Here is a 15,985-nt window from a genome sequence, read left to right as displayed (position 1 = left end):
CTAGACATTAAGAATTATTGTCTCCATTGCATCTTGTAAATCTTGAGTGAGATCGGTGACTGCTTGTTTTGCAGAACGCCGATCTTTTTTGTAAGTATTCCAGCGATCGCTGAGCGAAATCGATTCTCCAATCGTGATTAACGCCGATTGTTTTCCGAGCTTCGGACGATGAAACGGATTGCCGCCTTTGATCCGAGTCATGGTGTCCCCCAGGATCAGCACCGCTTCGGCAAACCGCTCCGCCGTCGGTTTCTCGAATACATATTGCCCGGTAACAGCCACAAAGCTTTCGACAATTCGCATGTGCCAGATTCGCAGATGAGCTTCTTCCGCAACGAGATCAGCAAGTCCGCGCTGCAAGGGTGAAAGCTTATCAAGCGTGAGATCCTCACGATAAATGCAATCCCAAGCCGCTTGTTCGAGGCGACGACAGCGATCGATCACCGTTCCTTTTGGCAGAACATTGAAATACTCTTCAGGCACTTGTAAGGCGGCGTTGAGTAACTCTTGCAATCGGACGGCAAATTCTTCGTTGGTCATCTTGTGAGGTTTAGCGTTCTCTCCAGTTTTTAAGGGTTGATGGTAGAAGCGTCGATAAAACTCTTCCATTTCTACTAACAAGTGTGCGGCTAACCGATAAAGCCTGTGATATAAATGTCGCTCATTTAGTTTTTTTTCGTCGCTCTCTACCCGATTGAGTCCAGCGTCCACTTCTAATTCTCCAAGTAGTGCCTCGATCTCAGCCCAAGGTGGCGTTATATAGCGATATTGAAGTCCGATAGGCACCACAATCACCTCTTCCGAACGGCCGGCTTTCTGCAAATCTTCAGCGCACCAGAAGCCAAGCTGCGAAATTCCGGGTTCTAAGGGACTAATGATTTCGTTGTGTCCATTCGTTGCACCTTCGGGGGCTGCCATGAGCGGAAATTGACCGTTGGCAAACAGATCACGCGCCGATCGCAGGCCTGCCCGATCAAGCTTGCCGCGATGAATCGGAGTGCCGCCCAGTTTAGAATACATCCACCCGACGATCTCACCTGCCCAAAGCGGAATGCCGCGATCGTACATGAAGTGAGCATGAGTTGGCTTTTGTAAGCGAATTCCGTTTTGCTTGGCAAATCGAGGCAGCAGGTGATGCATCAAATACATCATGGTGGCTGGATCGTCGGTACTGGGATGTCGAAACGCCAGCAGTAAGCGAACTTTGCCGTCTTGAAACTGCTGATAGAGATGCGCCAATTGTTCTATGTTCTTAGCTTCGACCTGACAAATTGGCGTTCTAAAGCGCAACCACAACGGCACGGTTGCTCGCAAAAAATAGACCGCTTTACGATCGAGGGCGGGCGGAATAAATTCTAGGGGAGGTTGAACCTGTTGGAGTGAGCGAGGCAAGGGAGGCTCCTTCGATCGATACCGGGATGTCAGTCATGGTATTCGGTCAGAGTCGTTATGGCAGAATTTCCGTTACAGATTGATAAGCGTCCTAGTTCTTTGCTAAGCCAGGGACGCCTACAGCATGCTTCGCACAGAGGAATGAAAAACCGATCAGAACGATTAGGCATTTCGTTAAAAAATAAAATTTAGTTCTAATTGCCAGTCACCAGCGGTACGACTTAATTCAATTTGACGGATGAATTCACGAAAATAGAACCGTCGTTCAGATTCAGATAAATCTAACCAAAACTGGGAAATCGAAACGGTCTTAGCGATCGCAATCAAATTGACAGGTGGCAATTGAGCGAGTTTCCCCTGCAGTTGGGCAATTTCAGCCCTCAAGTTATAAGTTCTTAAATCTGCCGTTTCTTGATCTAAAACGCCGCTTTCTAGTAACGACGGAAGTTGATTCAGAATCGCTTGTTTTTGCGCGATCGCACCGCCAATACCCTGTTTGATCCCTTCGACGGGAGGCAACTCGACACCTGACACGGCACGGGGTAATTCCTCACAGATTTGTTCAATTGTGCGCTGTAAAACTGCATCGTAGGCGATCGATTTGCACTTCGGGTTGCAGGGACATCGGGTTGGACGCAGATAGAGATACTCCTTTGCACCTTTGCGCTTGCGACGTGACTGAGTGACTCGCGCGATCGTCATGGGAGACTGACAGGTTTTGCACATCACCAGTCCTGCCAGCGATCGCGGCGCACTCGCGGTGCGAGCGGGAAGCCGTCTGTTGCGTCGCAATAATCGATCCACTTGCGCCGCTTCATCACGGGAAATAATGGCGGCGTGAGTATCTGAGAGAAGGTCGCCGTTTTGGTATTCTAAGTCGCCTCGATAAACTGGATTGGTTAACCATCGGCTCCCGGTTGAGACGGAAATTTTTTTGCCATACTGCTTTTCTAAATAGCGAACCGCTCCCCGCAGCGAACCAAATAATAGAAATCGCTCGAAAAATTCTTTGACCACCGGAGCCGTACTGCGATCGATGATGTAGCGATTGCGGCTGCGACGATAGCCGTAGGGCGCTTTTCCAGGGGGAGCAAAGGCTTTCACACGGTTGCGGGCGTGTCCTTGACGAATGCGCCTGCTGCGTTGAGTGTATTGGAGTTGCTGTAAGAACTTGAGAAATTCCGATTGTAGATTGTGTTCAGATGCTTCGATGGGAATGACGTTGATGTTGAGCGATTCGAGTTGAGATAAGCGATCGCTGACATCTTCCATCGATTCGCCCAATTCTTCTAAACGACGAATGAGGAGATAGTCTACAGGTTCAGTTTGACAGTCGCTCAGCAGTTGTTGAAACTGAAAGCGCGGCTTTTTCTCGGTTGCTAAATCTTGATACACGCGATCGATATCCCAGCCCCAAAGCGTCGGATCGGGGGTTGTTTCTAAAAGTGGATCGCTGTACAGATAAGCAATGATTTTCATACAGAATGGGATTGCCAACGAAAATCAAAAAAATTCTGTAGATGTAAATAGAAACTTTAACGGTTAATGTAATGCAATTATCCCACGACTCCCAATTCGATCACATGTCCGTCGGGATCTTTGACAAACAGCGCTGGACGACCGGAAGCACTGATCTGAAACGGGTAGCCGTGGGAGGTTAACTGCTCTTTTGCCGCTTCAATATCAGAAACCGAAAACGCCAGATGCCGATTTCGCCCCCACTTTTCTGCATTCTGAAAATCAGAAATGACGCTAGGAACTTCGATTAGGTGAATTTGCATCGTGCCTAGCTCATACCAAGTGCCAGAAAATTTAAGATTGCGATCGCCAGTTGGCAACCCTAGTACCGTTCCATAAAAGTAGTCTGACTTTTCTAAGTTTGACACTGGAATCGCGGCGTGGAGAAATTGTGTGATCATCATAAAACCTGCAAAGTAAAAAGATAGTGTTTCGTTAGATTATAAAATTCTGGCATCGAATCCTTAAACAGACTTTATCGTATGAATAATCGCTGGACGTTGAGCGGAAAGAAAGCTTTGATTACAGGCGCAACCAAAGGGATTGGACTGGCGATCGCACAAGAATTTCTCTCTCTTGGCGCAGAGGTGATCATTGTGGCGCGAGATCAGGACGCGATCGCTCAGCAGCTTGAAATTTGGAAGTCACAAGGGTTGGAGGCTGAGGGAATCGCTGCCGATGTATCGACTTCTGAGGGACGAGGCGCGATCACTCAATACGCCCAGCAAACCTTGGGAGAGTTAGAGATTCTGGTGAATAACGTAGGGACGAACATTCGCAAAGCGGCAACCGAGTACAGCGCGGATGAATACACCAAAATTATGGAAACCAATCTAACGTCGGTATTTGAGATGTGCCGACTGGTCTATCCGTTGCTCAGAGGGGCGGAAAGCAGCATTGTTAATATTGGCTCTGTTGCCGGATTAACCACCGTTCGGACGGGTGCGCCCTATGGTATGACCAAAGCTGCGTTGGTTCAACTCACGCGATCGCTGGCGGTGGAATGGGCAACCGACGGAATTCGTGTCAATACCGTCGCGCCCTGGTTTATTCGCACGCCTCTAACCGATTCCTTGCTCAACAACCCTGACGTTCTAGCATCGGTGCAAGCTCGGACGCCCCTCAAGCGCGTGGGTGAACCGGAAGAAGTCGCAGGGTTAGTCGCATTTTTATGTATGCCAACGGCTTCCTACATCACGGGACAATGCGTTGCCGTTGATGGCGGTTTCCTATCGTTTGGTTTCTGAGTCGATGTATTTGCTCTAAATCTGATTAAACCTTGGCAGCCGAACTCCCAAGCAGCATCAACGAACCTCTAAATCTCTCTGACGAACCCCTAACGTTCGTGAGTTAGCGCCTTCGAGCCTTGCTCACCATCTTGCGAGATAGACGCAATGTTAAGTCTTCTTTTTCTGCCCACTCTTGCACAAGGCGATAAAACGTTTGACGGTCTTCATTTTTTAAGACCGCGACCTGATCCGCCGTCTCGATCGCATAAGGATAACCGCCACCAATAATGACTTCTGCCCGAACCCAATCGATCACGCGATCGTAGAGTCCCGCTTCATAGACCCAAACAGGCATTTCTAGACGCACAGGGTAGCTATCTCGATTGGTCTTGAGGTAGGTAAAAGCAATGTGATCAGCTAGTTCTTGATAGAAATCTCGGACGCCGATGCGCTGACAGCGAAAAACAGGAGTGCGATCGCCCCACTGCATGTCATGTTTAGCGCGACTAAGGAGTTGGGCATCGTGAATGGCTTTGCCCTCGGGTAGATCACACAACCGTCTCAGCATCTCGGTCAAATCGCGGGCGGTAGAGGTATCGATGTATCCCACGAGCGGAACTCGATATCGTTCACTCGCTCGAATCAGGTTACGAATGCATTTGACGTAAAAATGCTTGGTTTCTTCGTCAAACGCTTCTGCAAAACTCGCAATCAGCGAACCGTCAAAAAAAGCTAAGCAAAGGTCGCATCCTTCGCGCTCTTCCATGTATTGGATTAAGCGCTGAGTTTCCATCTCAAAGCGACGTAGATTGACTTTGCGATCGGCAAGATCTCCTCGTCCGACGCGCAGATCACTCGGCGTCAGCACCACTGATTTGATGTCTTTTTCATACTCGCCCGATGGCAAATGAAAGTTTTCGTACCACCCGATCTGCACTAGCGCTACTGGGATCGAGAAATCTTTACTCGGATAAATTTGAGAACCATCCACCGCAAATGTGGAGATTCCAGTCAAGCGATCGCGCACCCATGCCATGCTCTGCTCTCGACTCTGCCACGTCAAACCACAAGGCAAAATCCAGTCTGGAGATGTACCAAGCGCCTCTAACGGACGTGCGCCACAATCTTTCATGCCGTCTAGCCGATCGAGCAAGTCGGTATGCGATCGCTGCGACATCTGGGCAAGCGCCGCTCCATAAAGCTGAAGCTCCTGCATCGCCGTCTTATCGAAGCGCGTAAAGTCTTCTCGCTTCTGATTTAGCTGATTCAGAATTTGCGATGGTTTGACAGGCATGAACTTAAAAATTGATACCTAAGTACTATATCTCAGGTTTTTATATTACAGTACGTAATCCTGTTGCGTATCGTAATATCACATTACCTTTATCCCCTCCATGCAAGTCATGAGGTTTTGCTGACAATCTAGTTACATGCCTATCGGAAATTGAAAGCTTGCGCTCAATCAGTTTGCTATCGTTTACAGCGAACGGTTTCCTAATTGAGGATTGTTGACACAAACATATTTACAAACTCCACGAATCAAGAGACACATTAGCTAGTTCATGAACTCATCCATTCAGTTTCAATGTGGATTGTCCGCCGCTGGTGTGAGAGTGACGTCACCCCTGGCTACTGTTTCCGTAGATTCACATCTACTGATTCTTAAAGCTCCACTGCTGTACTACTCTTTCAAGCCCAATCAAATTGTGGCTCTAGAGGTAATTTCAAAGCATGACATGTGTATTGCTCATACAGTGCGTAACTATCCCGCTGACATTAGACTTAAACTGCCAAATGCGCATCAAGCTCTAGAAGACATCTACAATTGCGAATTTCTTCCGTCAGGAATTAATTGCGACAGAATAAGTGACAGAGGATGGGCTATTCGCTCATGGACTGTGATTGCTTTCTTATTCGTTTGGTATGGCACTATTTGGGCAGGTCCTAAATATCCAGAACTCAGCATTATTGCTCCTTTACCCGTTATAACTCTCTTAAGCATTTGCATCGCCTCCATCATTCTTATAGGCTCGCAAAATGCTCAGAGGCTCATTCTTAAGCCTGGTAGAAGCATCAGTGAAATTAAGCCTGCTGTGTATCTGTTAATTTTACTATCTGGGTTGATGGCTATTATGATGATGCTGTCAGTACTCTTTGTTCCAGAAAGATTTTCTAAAAGTCCAAAAGAATGTGTATCTATTGTTTTGCAGCAGAAAGCATGGTGGTGTTCTGAGAAATTCAATAGGTAGAAGCAGCAATAAGACTTGCGCTAGTGAATTGTTTGGCATGATTACGCCGCGAAGTGAATTTAGCTTGCAGCTTCAATCAGTAAAGAGCGATCGGAAGTGAGCGGATTAGGAAGGACTTGATTTCGTGCTTGGTAATCTTCAACTAGAAGCTCTAACACATCTTGACCGTTTTTCAGTGCCTCTTCGTAAGTGTCTCCATGCGTGTGAGCATAAGGCCCAAATTCAGGCAAACTCACAATAAATTTTTGATCTTCGTTTGACCACTGAATCACCATACTGTAGTGGGGCGTCATTCACGTTCTCCATTACTTTCTTGGTTTAACCTATCCAGATCTCGGAGGGCATTTTTGATGTCTCGTTCTTGATAGCGATCGGCGTCCGCTCCATCTTTTCCGGAAAGCGTCAAACTGTAAGGCAAAAGAGGGTGAGACCATACTGTATGGCTACCTTTCCCTGATCTGTAAGTAAAGTTTGCCCGTAGTAGCATCGCCTTTAGTTCTCGGATCTTTTTGGGCACGTCGCGATTTCTCTATTTTGATTCTCGATTCGCTTGTAGGTCTCGATCGATGAGAATTCCCCGCAGTCCTGCTAATTTTGCGGCTTCATAATCCTCTTTAGCGCTGTCTCCAATGTGCCATGCCATCTCTGCGGCACAATCATGCTTTTTGAGCGCAATTTGAAAAATTCTGGCATCTGGCTTTGCCACTCCAGCTTCGGTAGAAATGGTGATCGAGCTAAAGTAATCGGAGAGATTTAGGGCTTTTAGAACAGGATGGATGCGCGAGTCAAAATTTGAAATGATGCCCAACGGAATATCTAGTTTTCTGAGCCGCTCTAATGTTGGAACGGTGTCCCGATAAACTATCCAAGGCTCGGCGGTGGCAAAGTGAGAATAGACCTCTGAGAAAAACTCTGAGAAGTTTTTGAACTGATCAAACACACCGACTTGCCGAAAGGTTTTAGATGCGATCGCGCCCCACCAGCGATATTCAAGCCGAGGAATGTCAGTAGGTTTTGCTTCTGGAAACATGCAGGGTGGCGAAGCTTTGAACTGTTGATAGAACGCCTCATTCAACTGCTTTGAGTCAACCTCAACCCCATGCTTTTGGGCAAGCTGTCCATATACTTCGCCTACACTGCCGCGAACCCCAAACAATGTACCAACCGCGTCAAAAAAGATTACTTGGGGGCGTTTCATAAGACTTCCCGTAGAGGAACATAGACAATTGCCATCGTCTATTATTCATCGTTTCCTGCCAAAGCATCCACGATCGGACGAGTTAACCAGCTAAAGCCAACGCGGATTTGGTGGCTTAGAGTGGGCATCCGGTTGAGGTAGGCAAGCCGTCGCGCCAAATTTGCCAATGCTCCATCTAGCTGGAGTCCTAAGCCGGTTAAGGTCGCCTCGTCGATGCCGAGCGTCAGCATTTCGCCTAAATACTGATAGCGGAATGGCAGTAAAGGGCGATGGGTGAGCGAGGCCCAAACATTCCAACCGACATAATCGGACTGTTGAAACGCCGCTTGGGCCGTGGCTGGAACCTGCTGACCTTCAGCATCTTTGCAGTCTGCCAAATCGCCCAACGCAAAAATCTCAGGATAATCGATCGCTTGCAACGTTGGGGTCGTAACAATCTGTCCCCGCTGATTTTGCTTGAGCGGAAGATTTCGGACGACTTCGGCAACGCGAGTTCCAATCGTCCACAGGACGATGTCCACCGGAATTGTATCCGTTGAGCCTTTGTAGAGGAGAGAAATGCTGTCCTCGGTTAGGCTCTCCACTGTAGTTTCTAGATCAAGAAAGACGCCTCGTTCTTCTAGCGCCTTGGTGGCTGCCTCACGATTGTGAGTGGGGGACGATCGCAGAATTTGATCGGTTTGCTCAACAATCCGAATGCGGGCACGATCGCTTAGGCGATCGGCTAATTTACAGGCAAGTTCCACGCCGCTATATCCCGCTCCAACGATCGCAATCCGAATGCGATCTGCCGCCGATTCTTCTAGAAGTCTTAGCCGTTCTTGCAATCGGTAGGCATCGGCGATCGCTCTAAACGGAATGGCAAACTCCTCAGCGCCCGGAACGATATCCATTGGCGTTTCTCCGCCTACCGCTAACACCAAGCGATCGTAGGTCAGCGTTTCTCCATTCTGAAGCTGAACCTGTTTTGCCTCAACGTCAATCTCGGTTGCGGCGGTCTGCTTAAATCGAATTCCGGTTCCTGCCAGCAACTCTTCGTAAGGCGGAGCGACTTCCCATGATTGCATTTCTCCCGTCACCAGTTCGTAGAGCAGAGGAGAGAAGACGAAGCGATCGCGCTGATCGATCAGCGTAATTTCAGGTTTGTCGAGCTTGTCCCACGGCAACTGATTCAGCCGCAGCGCGGTATACAATCCACCAAAACCGCCACCGAGAATACAAATCTGAGACATAACGCTTAAGTCACGAGGCAACTCTTTTCATTCTAGAGACTCCCCCCTAATATTTCATTAATAGTTCTTCCCTGCTCCATTCCTCCTCTCTGATTGGCGTCGCTTCATGGCAGAATACCGTAAACGCACAGCCCGTATTCATAGGACGAGTCATGACCAAACTGAACGTAGGACTGTTATTTGGCGGATGTTCTGGGGAGCATGAGGTGTCGATTTCCTCCGCCCGATCGATTGCTCAAGCCCTCAGTAACGAGGCGAACGCCGAGAAGTACAGGCTCCTGCCGTTCTACATTGACAAAGATGGAGCTTGGCGATCGCCAGAAATTGCTAGAGAAGTTCTCGCATCGGGCGCGGCTATTCCGATGTCTGATGCACCTCCGAATCGTTGGCAGTTTCCAGCAGAGGTGTCCGAGATCGATGTTTGGTTTCCAATTCTGCATGGCCCGAATGGCGAAGATGGCACGGTGCAAGGATTGCTCAAATTGATGCAAGTTCCGTTTGTTGGCTCTGAGGTGCTGGGATCGGCGGCGGGGATGGATAAGATTGCCATGAAAATGGTGTTTGCTCAGGCAGGATTGCCGCAGGTGAAGTATGTGGCGGTGAAGCGCTCTGAGGTGTGGTCGAACCCGTGTGTGTTTCCCAAGCTGTGTGACGAGATTGAATCCCAGCTGGGCTATCCCTGTTTTGTGAAGCCCGCGAATTTGGGATCGTCGGTGGGGATCTCGAAGGTTCGGACTCGCGGGGAACTAGAAGCAGCGTTAGATAATGCGGCAAGCTACGATCGTCGGATTATTGTAGAGGCAGGCGTTGTCGCACGAGAAATAGAATGTGCGGTTCTGGGCAATGATCAGCCAAAAGCGTCAGTTCCGGGAGAGATTACGTTTCAGAGTGATTTCTATGACTACGAAACGAAATACACAATTGGCGAAGCGGATCTCTTTATTCCGGCAAATATTCCTCCAGCGGTGACGACCCAGATTCAGGAGCGGGCACTTCAAGCGTTTCTGGCGTTAGATTGTGCAGGGCTGGCGCGAGTTGATTTCTTTTACGTCGAAGCGACGGGCGAAATTTTGATTAATGAAATCAATACGCTGCCTGGTTTTACGGCAACGAGTATGTATCCTCAAATGTGGGCAGCAAGCGGAATTGCGTATCCCGAACTGGTGGATCAATTGATTCAGTTTGCAATAGAACGTCACTCCAACAAGTAGTCATCCATCACTGATTTCTCCTGGGCGTTGACCAATCCGGGTGGAGCCTTGGCAGATTAATGTGATGCGATTGCTTTGCAAGCTCCGAAGGATCGCTACGCACGTCCGAACGATCGCGGTTCAACTAGGAGCGGGGACAAATTTTCTATCTCTCTTCTGCTTAGAGATGAGAAGAATTCATGCTGATGTATGGCAGTTTCTATCTGATCTGCCATTATTCCTGTTTGATCAGGCATTGTTCCTGTTTGATCTGCGATCGCTTCTATCTGATCTGCCATTATTCCTGTTTGATCAGACATTGTTCCTATTTCATCTCTCACTCCTCCCACTTCATCTATGCAAAACACTGCTGAATACACTTGTGCCTATTGCGGCGAACCCAACGAAACCTTTGTCGATTGGAGCGGAGGAACTCAGCAATCCTATACAGAAGATTGTCAGGTCTGTTGTCGTCCAAATGTGCTCTACGTTCGATTTGATGAAGACACTTTAGAGGTTGAAATCGACAGCGAATATGAAGAGTGAGGGTTGGATCAGGCTTTAAGCACCAGGAATCGAATTCCTGACGGCTACTTTTCTCCCGCAATATGGACAAATAGTTCTCGGTTATGGCGCTGTTGTCGATGTTCCCACACGTATATTCCTTGCCAAGTGCCCAATACTAACCGTCCTTGCGCGATCGGAATATTTTCAGAGGTGTGCGTAAGTACCGATCGAATGTGAGCGGGCATATCATCCGCGCCTTCGGTGCTGTGAATGTAGTTCTCCCATTCGGGAACCAGTTTTGAGAAAAAGTTTTCGAGATCTCGCAACACATCCGGGTCGGCATTCTCTTGAATGATCAAACTTGCAGACGTATGCCGCAGAAATAGATGACAGATTCCGGTTTGAATGCCGGATTGAGCCACGATCGCTTGAACTTGTGAGGTCACTTTCTGAAGCGATTTACCCGTTGTAGAAATTTTGAGAATTTGTTGGTAGTGAGACATAAAACCATATTGCTAGGGCAGATGTCCTCATTCAAGCCCAAGCGATCGCTCAGTGCAACTGCCCATCAATCGTTGTTCAGATTCCAGCGCTTCTGTGTCTCTCCACTAAAATGAATCTATTCCTGCCTCTGGTGACTCTACAATGACAACCCTGCTGATTCAAGCTGCCAGCATTCCTCTCGCTGTTCACTTGCCTTGGGTCATGTAGATGAACGACGAGCAATTCTATGCCTTTTGTTTAGCAAATCGTGACTTACGAATTGAACGATGTGCAAATGGTGATGTGATTATCATGCCCCCTGCTTTTTCTGAGGTGGGCAATCGTAACTGTAATATTGCCGTTCAGCTAGGAGAGTGGACTGATCAATCAGGGACAGGAATAGGATTTGACTCTAGCGCAGGCTTTACGCTTCCTAATCAAGCGGTTCGATCACCCGATGCCGCTTGGATGACGTTAGAGCGCTGGAATGCATTATCTGAGCAGCAAAAAGCGTCTTTTGCCCCCATCTGTCCTGATTTTGTGGTCGAACTTCGCTCCTTCAGTGACAGCCTAGCTGAATTGCAAACCAAAATGCAGGAATATATTGACAACGGTGCGCGACTGGGATTGTTAATTGATCGCAAAAATCGCACCGTTCACCTTTATCGACCGGATCGCCCCCCTGAACTACTGAACGACCCTAAAACGGTAAGCTGCGATCCTGAATTACCGGGCTTTGCTCTCAATCTGGCACGGATTTGGTGATACACAACTTAATCGAATCGACCGAATCGAGGAAACCATACCTCTCAAGTGCAGCCCAAGCGGTAGAGTTAAGAAAGCAATTCGGTCACAGTTAGGGAGCAGCGCTATGCTGACATTTCTTTTAGCTTTATTGGTTGGACTGGGCAGCTTCGCACTGTATCTGTCGGGCTTTCTCTATCCAGAGGTCTACCGCAAAAATGATTTGATTTGGAGCGGGGTTGGACTGTTTTATGCGCTGGTGCTGTTGGTGTGCGGCGATCGCATCACGGGCGGCGTGCTGCTTGGACAGATAGCAAGCACTTCGTTGATTGGCTGGTTCGCTTGGCAAACATTGGATGCCCGCCTAGGACACACCCCCAGCACAGAAGAATTAAAGTCTAAAGTTGGTGAAGCGCTCCAACCTGAGAACCGAAATCGCATTTTTGGTCAGATGAAACAGCAGGTTTCGGGTCTTGCCAACCAAGTTCAAACAATGGTCGGCAGCAAATCAGATGCAGCATCCACTCCAGGAACAGCAACGGCTGAACCTTACAAGCCGCTGACGCGAGAAGATTTCGGCAACCCCACTCCGACTGTTGAAACAAGCACCCAATCGAGTGCAACTGAGGCACAGCCAACCGCAGCGAAGCCCGATATAGGAGGAGCGATCGCAGGGATTGGTCAAACGATCGGCGGTTTATTCAAGAAGCCGCAAAAAAATACAGAAGTCTATGTCCGCAAAGAGTTTCGGGAAGAAGCAACTCCAACTGTCACAACAGACAATGAGACGGTAACAGCAGGCGATGAGACAGTAACAGCAGGCGATAAGACAGTAAGTGGTTACGAAACAGACGCGATCGTGACCGAGGAAGCCGTCGAAGCTAAAACAGTACCCGTCAATCAACCCGGCGCATCCGACTCTGATCTTCCATCTGACGAGATTGTGCAAGAAGAAATGGAATACGAAGCAACTCGCGCCGAGGAACCTGTTCCCCCTCATCCTCCTTCCCCCGATTTAGTGGAAGCCGCTATAGAAGACGCCGCCGAGAAAGACCTTCCTGCCGATCCTCCACCGACAGAAGGCTCCTCTGCAAATTCCTAGCCGAAACGACCCAGCCTTTCTTGAAGTAAACTATCAATCAGACCAGAAACGGATGCAGCGGAAACAAAAATTCTGCTGCATCCGTTCTTGATTTACTGCCAAAATAAACCAATAGCTTCCTCAACCGATAAGGGGGCCATTCCATCCTCCTTCATCCCTCGTCCTCCTCGCGCAAGCGGGGCATTACCCTCCCTCATCCCTTATTGATATGTCTCCGACAGAACCAGGATCGTACAAAGACACCGTTAATCTGCCGAAAACCAAGTTTGATATGCGAGCCAACGCTGTCAAACGCGAACCAGAGCTACAACAGTTTTGGGCAGAGCAAGAAATTTACGAAAAGTTGTCTCAGAACAATCCTGGCGACCTGTTTATTTTGCATGACGGCCCTCCCTACGCCAACGGAGCGCTGCACATTGGGCACGCGCTCAACAAAATCCTCAAAGACATCATCAACAAATACCAACTGTTGCAGGGACGCAAGGTTCGCTACGTTGCCGGATGGGACTGTCACGGCTTGCCAATCGAACTGAAGGTGCTGCAAACCCTCAAACCCGAAGAGCGCAGGCAGTTAACCCCGATTAGCTTGCGGCAAAAGGCAAAAGAATATGCCTTAGCGGCGGTAGAACAGCAGTTACAGAGCTTCAAACGCTACGGAATCTGGGGAGATTGGCAACAGCCCTATCTCACCCTCAAGCCCGAATACGAAGCCGCGCAAATTGGTGTATTTGGACAGATGGTTCTGAAAAAATATATCTACCGTGGCTTAAAACCTGTCCATTGGAGTCCGAGTTCTAAGACGGCGCTGGCAGAAGCAGAGCTGGAATATCCCGAAGGTCACACCTCTCGCAGTTTGTTTGCCGCGTTTGAAGTCAAAAGTCTGTCGAACGACCTGATGACCGCGCTTGATCCCTTTTTAGGCGAGTTGGGCGTTGCTATCTGGACGACAACGCCTTGGACACTTCCCGCCAATCTAGCAGTGAGTGTGAATCCTGACCTCGTGTATGCCGTGGTTGAGGTCGGAGAGAATGCGCCTGGACGGTTTAAGTACCTGATCGTGGCGAAAGATCTCGTCGATCGCTTAGCTGAAACCTTCGGAACTACACTGGACGTGAAAGCTACGATGATGGGACGCTTGCTTGAGCATTGCAGCTACAAACATCCCCTCTACGATCGCACTAGTGAGATTGTGATCGGCGGCGATTATGTCACGACTGAATCGGGTACAGGCTTAGTTCACACCGCTCCTGGTCATGGACAGGAAGACTATCAAGTCGGACAGCGCTATGGCTTACCGATCCTCGCGCCTGTGGATGATAACGGCAACTTTACCGAAGAAGCGGGTCAGTTCCAAGGTCTAAATGTCTTAGGTGATGGCAATACCGCCGTGATCGACGCGATCGCTGCCACAGGTTCCCTTCTCAAAGAAGAACCCTATGTTCACAAATACCCCTACGATTGGCGCACCAAGAAACCGACGATCTTCAGGGCGACGGAACAGTGGTTTGCCTCGGTTGAAGGATTCCGGGACGAAGCGTTAAGTGCGATCGCAGGCGTCAAATGGATTCCTGAACAGGGCGAAAACCGCATCACCTCAATGGTTGCGGAGCGATCTGACTGGTGTATCTCTCGTCAGCGCAGTTGGGGCGTGCCAATCCCCGTGTTTTATGACGAAGAAACCAATGAGCCGTTATTAAACGAGGAAACGATCGCGCATGTCCAAGCGATCGTCGCCCAAAAAGGCTCCGATGCGTGGTGGGAACTTGCGATCGAAGACCTATTGCCCGCCAAATATCACGGACGCAAGTACCGCAAAGGAACCGACACGATGGATGTTTGGTTCGACTCTGGTTCGTCGTGGTCAGCTGTCCTCCAACAACGAGAAAACCTGCACTATCCGGCCGACTTATATTTAGAAGGCTCCGACCAACACAGAGGTTGGTTCCAATCCAGCCTACTGACCAGCATTGCCGTCAATGGTCATGCTCCCTACAAGACCGTACTCACTCATGGCTTTACCCTAGATGAGCAAGGACGAAAGCAAAGTAAATCCTTGGGTAACGTTGTCGATCCAATGATTGTCATCGAAGGCGGCAAGAACCAGAAAGAAGAACCACCCTACGGGGCAGACATTCTACGGTTGTGGGTTTCATCGGTGGATTACACCAATGATGTTCCGATCGGAAAAAACATCCTCAAGCAGATGTCGGATGTCTATCGCAAAATCCGCAACACAGCGCGATTTTTGATCGGCAATTTGCATGACTTCGATCCAGCAAAACACGCGGTGACGTATGAGCAATTGCCGGAACTCGATCGCTATATGCTGCACCGCATCACAGAAGTATTCGAGGAAGTTCAAGACTCGTTTGAAAGTTTCCAATTCTTCCGATTCTTTCAAACGATCCAGAATTTCTGTGCGGTTGACCTGTCTAATTTCTATTTAGACATCGCCAAAGATCGGCTCTACATCAGTTCGGAGAATGCGGCTCGGCGTCGCAGTTGTCAGACGGTGTTAGCGATCGCGCTAGAAAATTTGGCAAAAGCGATCGCGCCCGTCCTGTCTCACATGGCAGAAGACATCTGGCAATATCTGCCCTACTCTACGCCTCACAAGTCCGTGTTTGAAGCGGGATGGGTCACGCTGGATGAACAGTGGAAACAGCCCGAACTCAAAGCCCAGTGGGAGAAGCTGAGACAGATCCGCGCCGAAGTCAACCGAGTGCTAGAGCAAGCCCGAACCGAGAAGACGATCGGGTCTTCGCTGGAAGCCAAACTGCTGCTATTTGTGGCAGATTCTGGTCTGCGGCAAAAACTGCAAGCCTTTAATCCGGCAGACAGTTTGAGCGGTAATCGAGTCGATGAGTTGCGATATCTCTTCCTGACATCGCAGGTGGAGCTACTTGATTCGGCTGATCAGCTTGAAGGCGTGAAGTATGCGGTGCGAACCGAAGCGCTAGGGATTGGCGTCGTCGATGCAGATGGCGAGAAGTGCGATCGCTGCTGGAACTATTCCACCCATGTCGGCAAGTCGGTTGAGCATCCGTTGCTCTGTGATCGCTGCATCCCCGCCTTATCCGACAAGTTCTAATAGATAAGGGATAGCTGCAACAACATTTTGTAACTACAATCGGTTATTGT

At 49.0% G+C, this 15,985-nt stretch carries 17 protein-coding genes; 7 read left to right on the top strand and 10 right to left on the bottom strand.

What is annotated here, in order from left to right; translation table 11 throughout:
- The 3 genes from AC5I6P_RS15080 to AC5I6P_RS15070 all read right to left on the bottom strand — a co-directional run bounded on the left by AC5I6P_RS15080 (position 1) and on the right by AC5I6P_RS15070 (position 3,314).
- Complete coding sequence (locus AC5I6P_RS15080; protein WP_495694595.1) at positions 1–1,392, bottom strand: 1-acyl-sn-glycerol-3-phosphate acyltransferase; 1,392 nt, start codon at positions 1,390–1,392, stop codon at positions 1–3.
- Positions 1,393–1,566: 174 nt separating this feature from the next.
- A complete protein-coding gene (locus AC5I6P_RS15075) occupies positions 1,567–2,871 on the bottom strand; it encodes a recombinase family protein (protein ID WP_495694594.1) in 1,305 nt (434 codons plus the stop codon).
- 77 nt (positions 2,872–2,948) lie between these two features.
- Entirely contained in the window at positions 2,949–3,314 is a 366-nt protein-coding gene (locus AC5I6P_RS15070; RefSeq protein ID WP_495694593.1) for a VOC family protein, read from the bottom strand.
- Between the two features lie 78 nt (positions 3,315–3,392).
- On the opposite strand from AC5I6P_RS15070, the gene AC5I6P_RS15065 reads away from it, so the two are divergent.
- On the top strand, positions 3,393–4,157 hold the full coding sequence (locus tag AC5I6P_RS15065) for an SDR family oxidoreductase (protein ID WP_495694592.1): 765 nt from the start codon (positions 3,393–3,395) through the stop codon (positions 4,155–4,157).
- Positions 4,158–4,260: 103 nt separating this feature from the next.
- Here AC5I6P_RS15065 and AC5I6P_RS15060 read toward each other — a convergent pair whose 3' ends face one another.
- Positions 4,261–5,433, bottom strand: a complete 1,173-nt coding sequence (locus AC5I6P_RS15060; RefSeq protein ID WP_495694591.1) for a DNA double-strand break repair nuclease NurA — start codon at positions 5,431–5,433, stop codon at positions 4,261–4,263.
- A 268-nt stretch (positions 5,434–5,701) separates the two neighbouring features.
- Here AC5I6P_RS15060 and AC5I6P_RS15055 point away from each other — a divergent pair, with 268 nt between their 5' ends.
- Positions 5,702–6,388 carry a hypothetical protein gene (locus tag AC5I6P_RS15055; RefSeq protein ID WP_495694590.1) on the top strand — a complete coding sequence of 229 codons (687 nt, stop codon included), beginning with the start codon at positions 5,702–5,704 and terminating at the stop codon, positions 6,386–6,388.
- A gap of 59 nt (positions 6,389–6,447) precedes the next feature.
- Here AC5I6P_RS15055 and AC5I6P_RS15050 read toward each other — a convergent pair whose 3' ends face one another.
- From AC5I6P_RS15050 to AC5I6P_RS15035, 4 genes are read right to left on the bottom strand one after another with little or no spacing between them, the layout of a single operon-like run.
- Positions 6,448–6,681 carry a type II toxin-antitoxin system HicB family antitoxin gene (locus AC5I6P_RS15050; protein WP_495694589.1) on the bottom strand — a complete coding sequence of 78 codons (234 nt, stop codon included), beginning with the start codon at positions 6,679–6,681 and terminating at the stop codon, positions 6,448–6,450.
- Positions 6,678–6,905 (bottom strand): type II toxin-antitoxin system HicA family toxin, encoded by a 228-nt coding sequence (locus AC5I6P_RS15045; RefSeq protein WP_495694588.1) that lies wholly within the window; start codon positions 6,903–6,905, stop codon positions 6,678–6,680. The genes AC5I6P_RS15050 and AC5I6P_RS15045 overlap by 4 nt, the downstream gene beginning before the upstream one ends.
- Positions 6,906–6,917: 12 nt before the next feature.
- On the bottom strand, positions 6,918–7,586 hold the full coding sequence (locus AC5I6P_RS15040) for an HAD-IA family hydrolase (protein ID WP_495694587.1): 669 nt from the start codon (positions 7,584–7,586) through the stop codon (positions 6,918–6,920).
- A gap of 41 nt (positions 7,587–7,627) precedes the next feature.
- Positions 7,628–8,818, bottom strand: coding sequence for an NAD(P)/FAD-dependent oxidoreductase (locus AC5I6P_RS15035; RefSeq protein ID WP_495694586.1), 1,191 nt, complete (start codon positions 8,816–8,818; stop codon positions 7,628–7,630).
- Positions 8,819–8,970: 152 nt separating this feature from the next.
- On the opposite strand from AC5I6P_RS15035, the gene AC5I6P_RS15030 reads away from it, so the two are divergent.
- Entirely contained in the window at positions 8,971–10,029 is a 1,059-nt protein-coding gene (locus tag AC5I6P_RS15030) for a D-alanine--D-alanine ligase family protein (RefSeq protein WP_495694585.1), read from the top strand.
- Between the two features lie 95 nt (positions 10,030–10,124).
- Here AC5I6P_RS15030 and AC5I6P_RS15025 read toward each other — a convergent pair whose 3' ends face one another.
- Positions 10,125–10,328: a hypothetical protein gene (locus AC5I6P_RS15025; RefSeq protein WP_495694584.1), complete on the bottom strand. Its 204-nt coding sequence runs from the start codon at positions 10,326–10,328 to the stop codon at positions 10,125–10,127.
- 37 nt (positions 10,329–10,365) lie between these two features.
- Here AC5I6P_RS15025 and AC5I6P_RS15020 point away from each other — a divergent pair, with 37 nt between their 5' ends.
- The gene (locus tag AC5I6P_RS15020) at positions 10,366–10,554 is read left to right on the top strand and encodes a CPXCG motif-containing cysteine-rich protein (protein ID WP_495694583.1); all 189 of its coding nucleotides are present in this window, start codon (positions 10,366–10,368) and stop codon (positions 10,552–10,554) included.
- A gap of 44 nt (positions 10,555–10,598) precedes the next feature.
- Here AC5I6P_RS15020 and AC5I6P_RS15015 read toward each other — a convergent pair whose 3' ends face one another.
- On the bottom strand, positions 10,599–11,018 hold the full coding sequence (locus AC5I6P_RS15015; protein ID WP_495694582.1) for a secondary thiamine-phosphate synthase enzyme YjbQ: 420 nt from the start codon (positions 11,016–11,018) through the stop codon (positions 10,599–10,601).
- A gap of 208 nt (positions 11,019–11,226) precedes the next feature.
- Here AC5I6P_RS15015 and AC5I6P_RS15010 point away from each other — a divergent pair, with 208 nt between their 5' ends.
- The 3 genes from AC5I6P_RS15010 to ileS all read left to right on the top strand — a co-directional run bounded on the left by AC5I6P_RS15010 (position 11,227) and on the right by ileS (position 15,935).
- Positions 11,227–11,763, top strand: a complete 537-nt coding sequence (locus AC5I6P_RS15010) for a Uma2 family endonuclease (protein ID WP_495694581.1) — start codon at positions 11,227–11,229, stop codon at positions 11,761–11,763.
- 106 nt (positions 11,764–11,869) lie between these two features.
- Positions 11,870–12,844, top strand: coding sequence for a Ycf66 family protein (locus AC5I6P_RS15005; protein WP_495694580.1), 975 nt, complete (start codon positions 11,870–11,872; stop codon positions 12,842–12,844).
- Between the two features lie 208 nt (positions 12,845–13,052).
- Complete coding sequence (ileS, locus tag AC5I6P_RS15000) at positions 13,053–15,935, top strand: isoleucine--tRNA ligase (protein ID WP_495694579.1); 2,883 nt, start codon at positions 13,053–13,055, stop codon at positions 15,933–15,935.
- Positions 15,936–15,985 lie beyond the last annotated feature (50 nt).

The organism is Myxacorys sp. (assembly GCF_059501405.1).
This window is presented reverse-complemented; position numbering and strand designations above follow the sequence as displayed.

Bases quoted from the DNA above. Each gene is read 5' to 3' on its own strand.
- AC5I6P_RS15035 (WP_495694586.1), bottom strand. From the start codon at position 8,818: ATGTCTCAGATTTGTATTCTCGGTGGCGGTTTTGGTGGATTGTATACC.
- AC5I6P_RS15060 (WP_495694591.1), bottom strand. From the start codon at position 5,433: ATGCCTGTCAAACCATCGCAAATTCTGAATCAGCTAAATCAGAAGCGA.
- AC5I6P_RS15030 (WP_495694585.1), top strand. From the start codon at position 8,971: ATGACCAAACTGAACGTAGGACTGTTATTTGGCGGATGTTCTGGGGAG.
- AC5I6P_RS15070 (WP_495694593.1), bottom strand. From the start codon at position 3,314: ATGATGATCACACAATTTCTCCACGCCGCGATTCCAGTGTCAAACTTA.
- AC5I6P_RS15040 (WP_495694587.1), bottom strand. From the start codon at position 7,586: ATGAAACGCCCCCAAGTAATCTTTTTTGACGCGGTTGGTACATTGTTT.
- AC5I6P_RS15005 (WP_495694580.1), top strand. From the start codon at position 11,870: ATGCTGACATTTCTTTTAGCTTTATTGGTTGGACTGGGCAGCTTCGCA.
- AC5I6P_RS15065 (WP_495694592.1), top strand. From the start codon at position 3,393: ATGAATAATCGCTGGACGTTGAGCGGAAAGAAAGCTTTGATTACAGGC.
- AC5I6P_RS15055 (WP_495694590.1), top strand. From the start codon at position 5,702: ATGAACTCATCCATTCAGTTTCAATGTGGATTGTCCGCCGCTGGTGTG.
- AC5I6P_RS15050 (WP_495694589.1), bottom strand. From the start codon at position 6,681: ATGACGCCCCACTACAGTATGGTGATTCAGTGGTCAAACGAAGATCAA.
- AC5I6P_RS15020 (WP_495694583.1), top strand. From the start codon at position 10,366: ATGCAAAACACTGCTGAATACACTTGTGCCTATTGCGGCGAACCCAAC.
- AC5I6P_RS15075 (WP_495694594.1), bottom strand. From the start codon at position 2,871: ATGAAAATCATTGCTTATCTGTACAGCGATCCACTTTTAGAAACAACC.
- AC5I6P_RS15025 (WP_495694584.1), bottom strand. From the start codon at position 10,328: ATGTCTGATCAAACAGGAATAATGGCAGATCAGATAGAAGCGATCGCA.
- AC5I6P_RS15015 (WP_495694582.1), bottom strand. From the start codon at position 11,018: ATGTCTCACTACCAACAAATTCTCAAAATTTCTACAACGGGTAAATCG.
- AC5I6P_RS15010 (WP_495694581.1), top strand. From the start codon at position 11,227: ATGAACGACGAGCAATTCTATGCCTTTTGTTTAGCAAATCGTGACTTA.
- ileS (WP_495694579.1), top strand. From the start codon at position 13,053: ATGTCTCCGACAGAACCAGGATCGTACAAAGACACCGTTAATCTGCCG.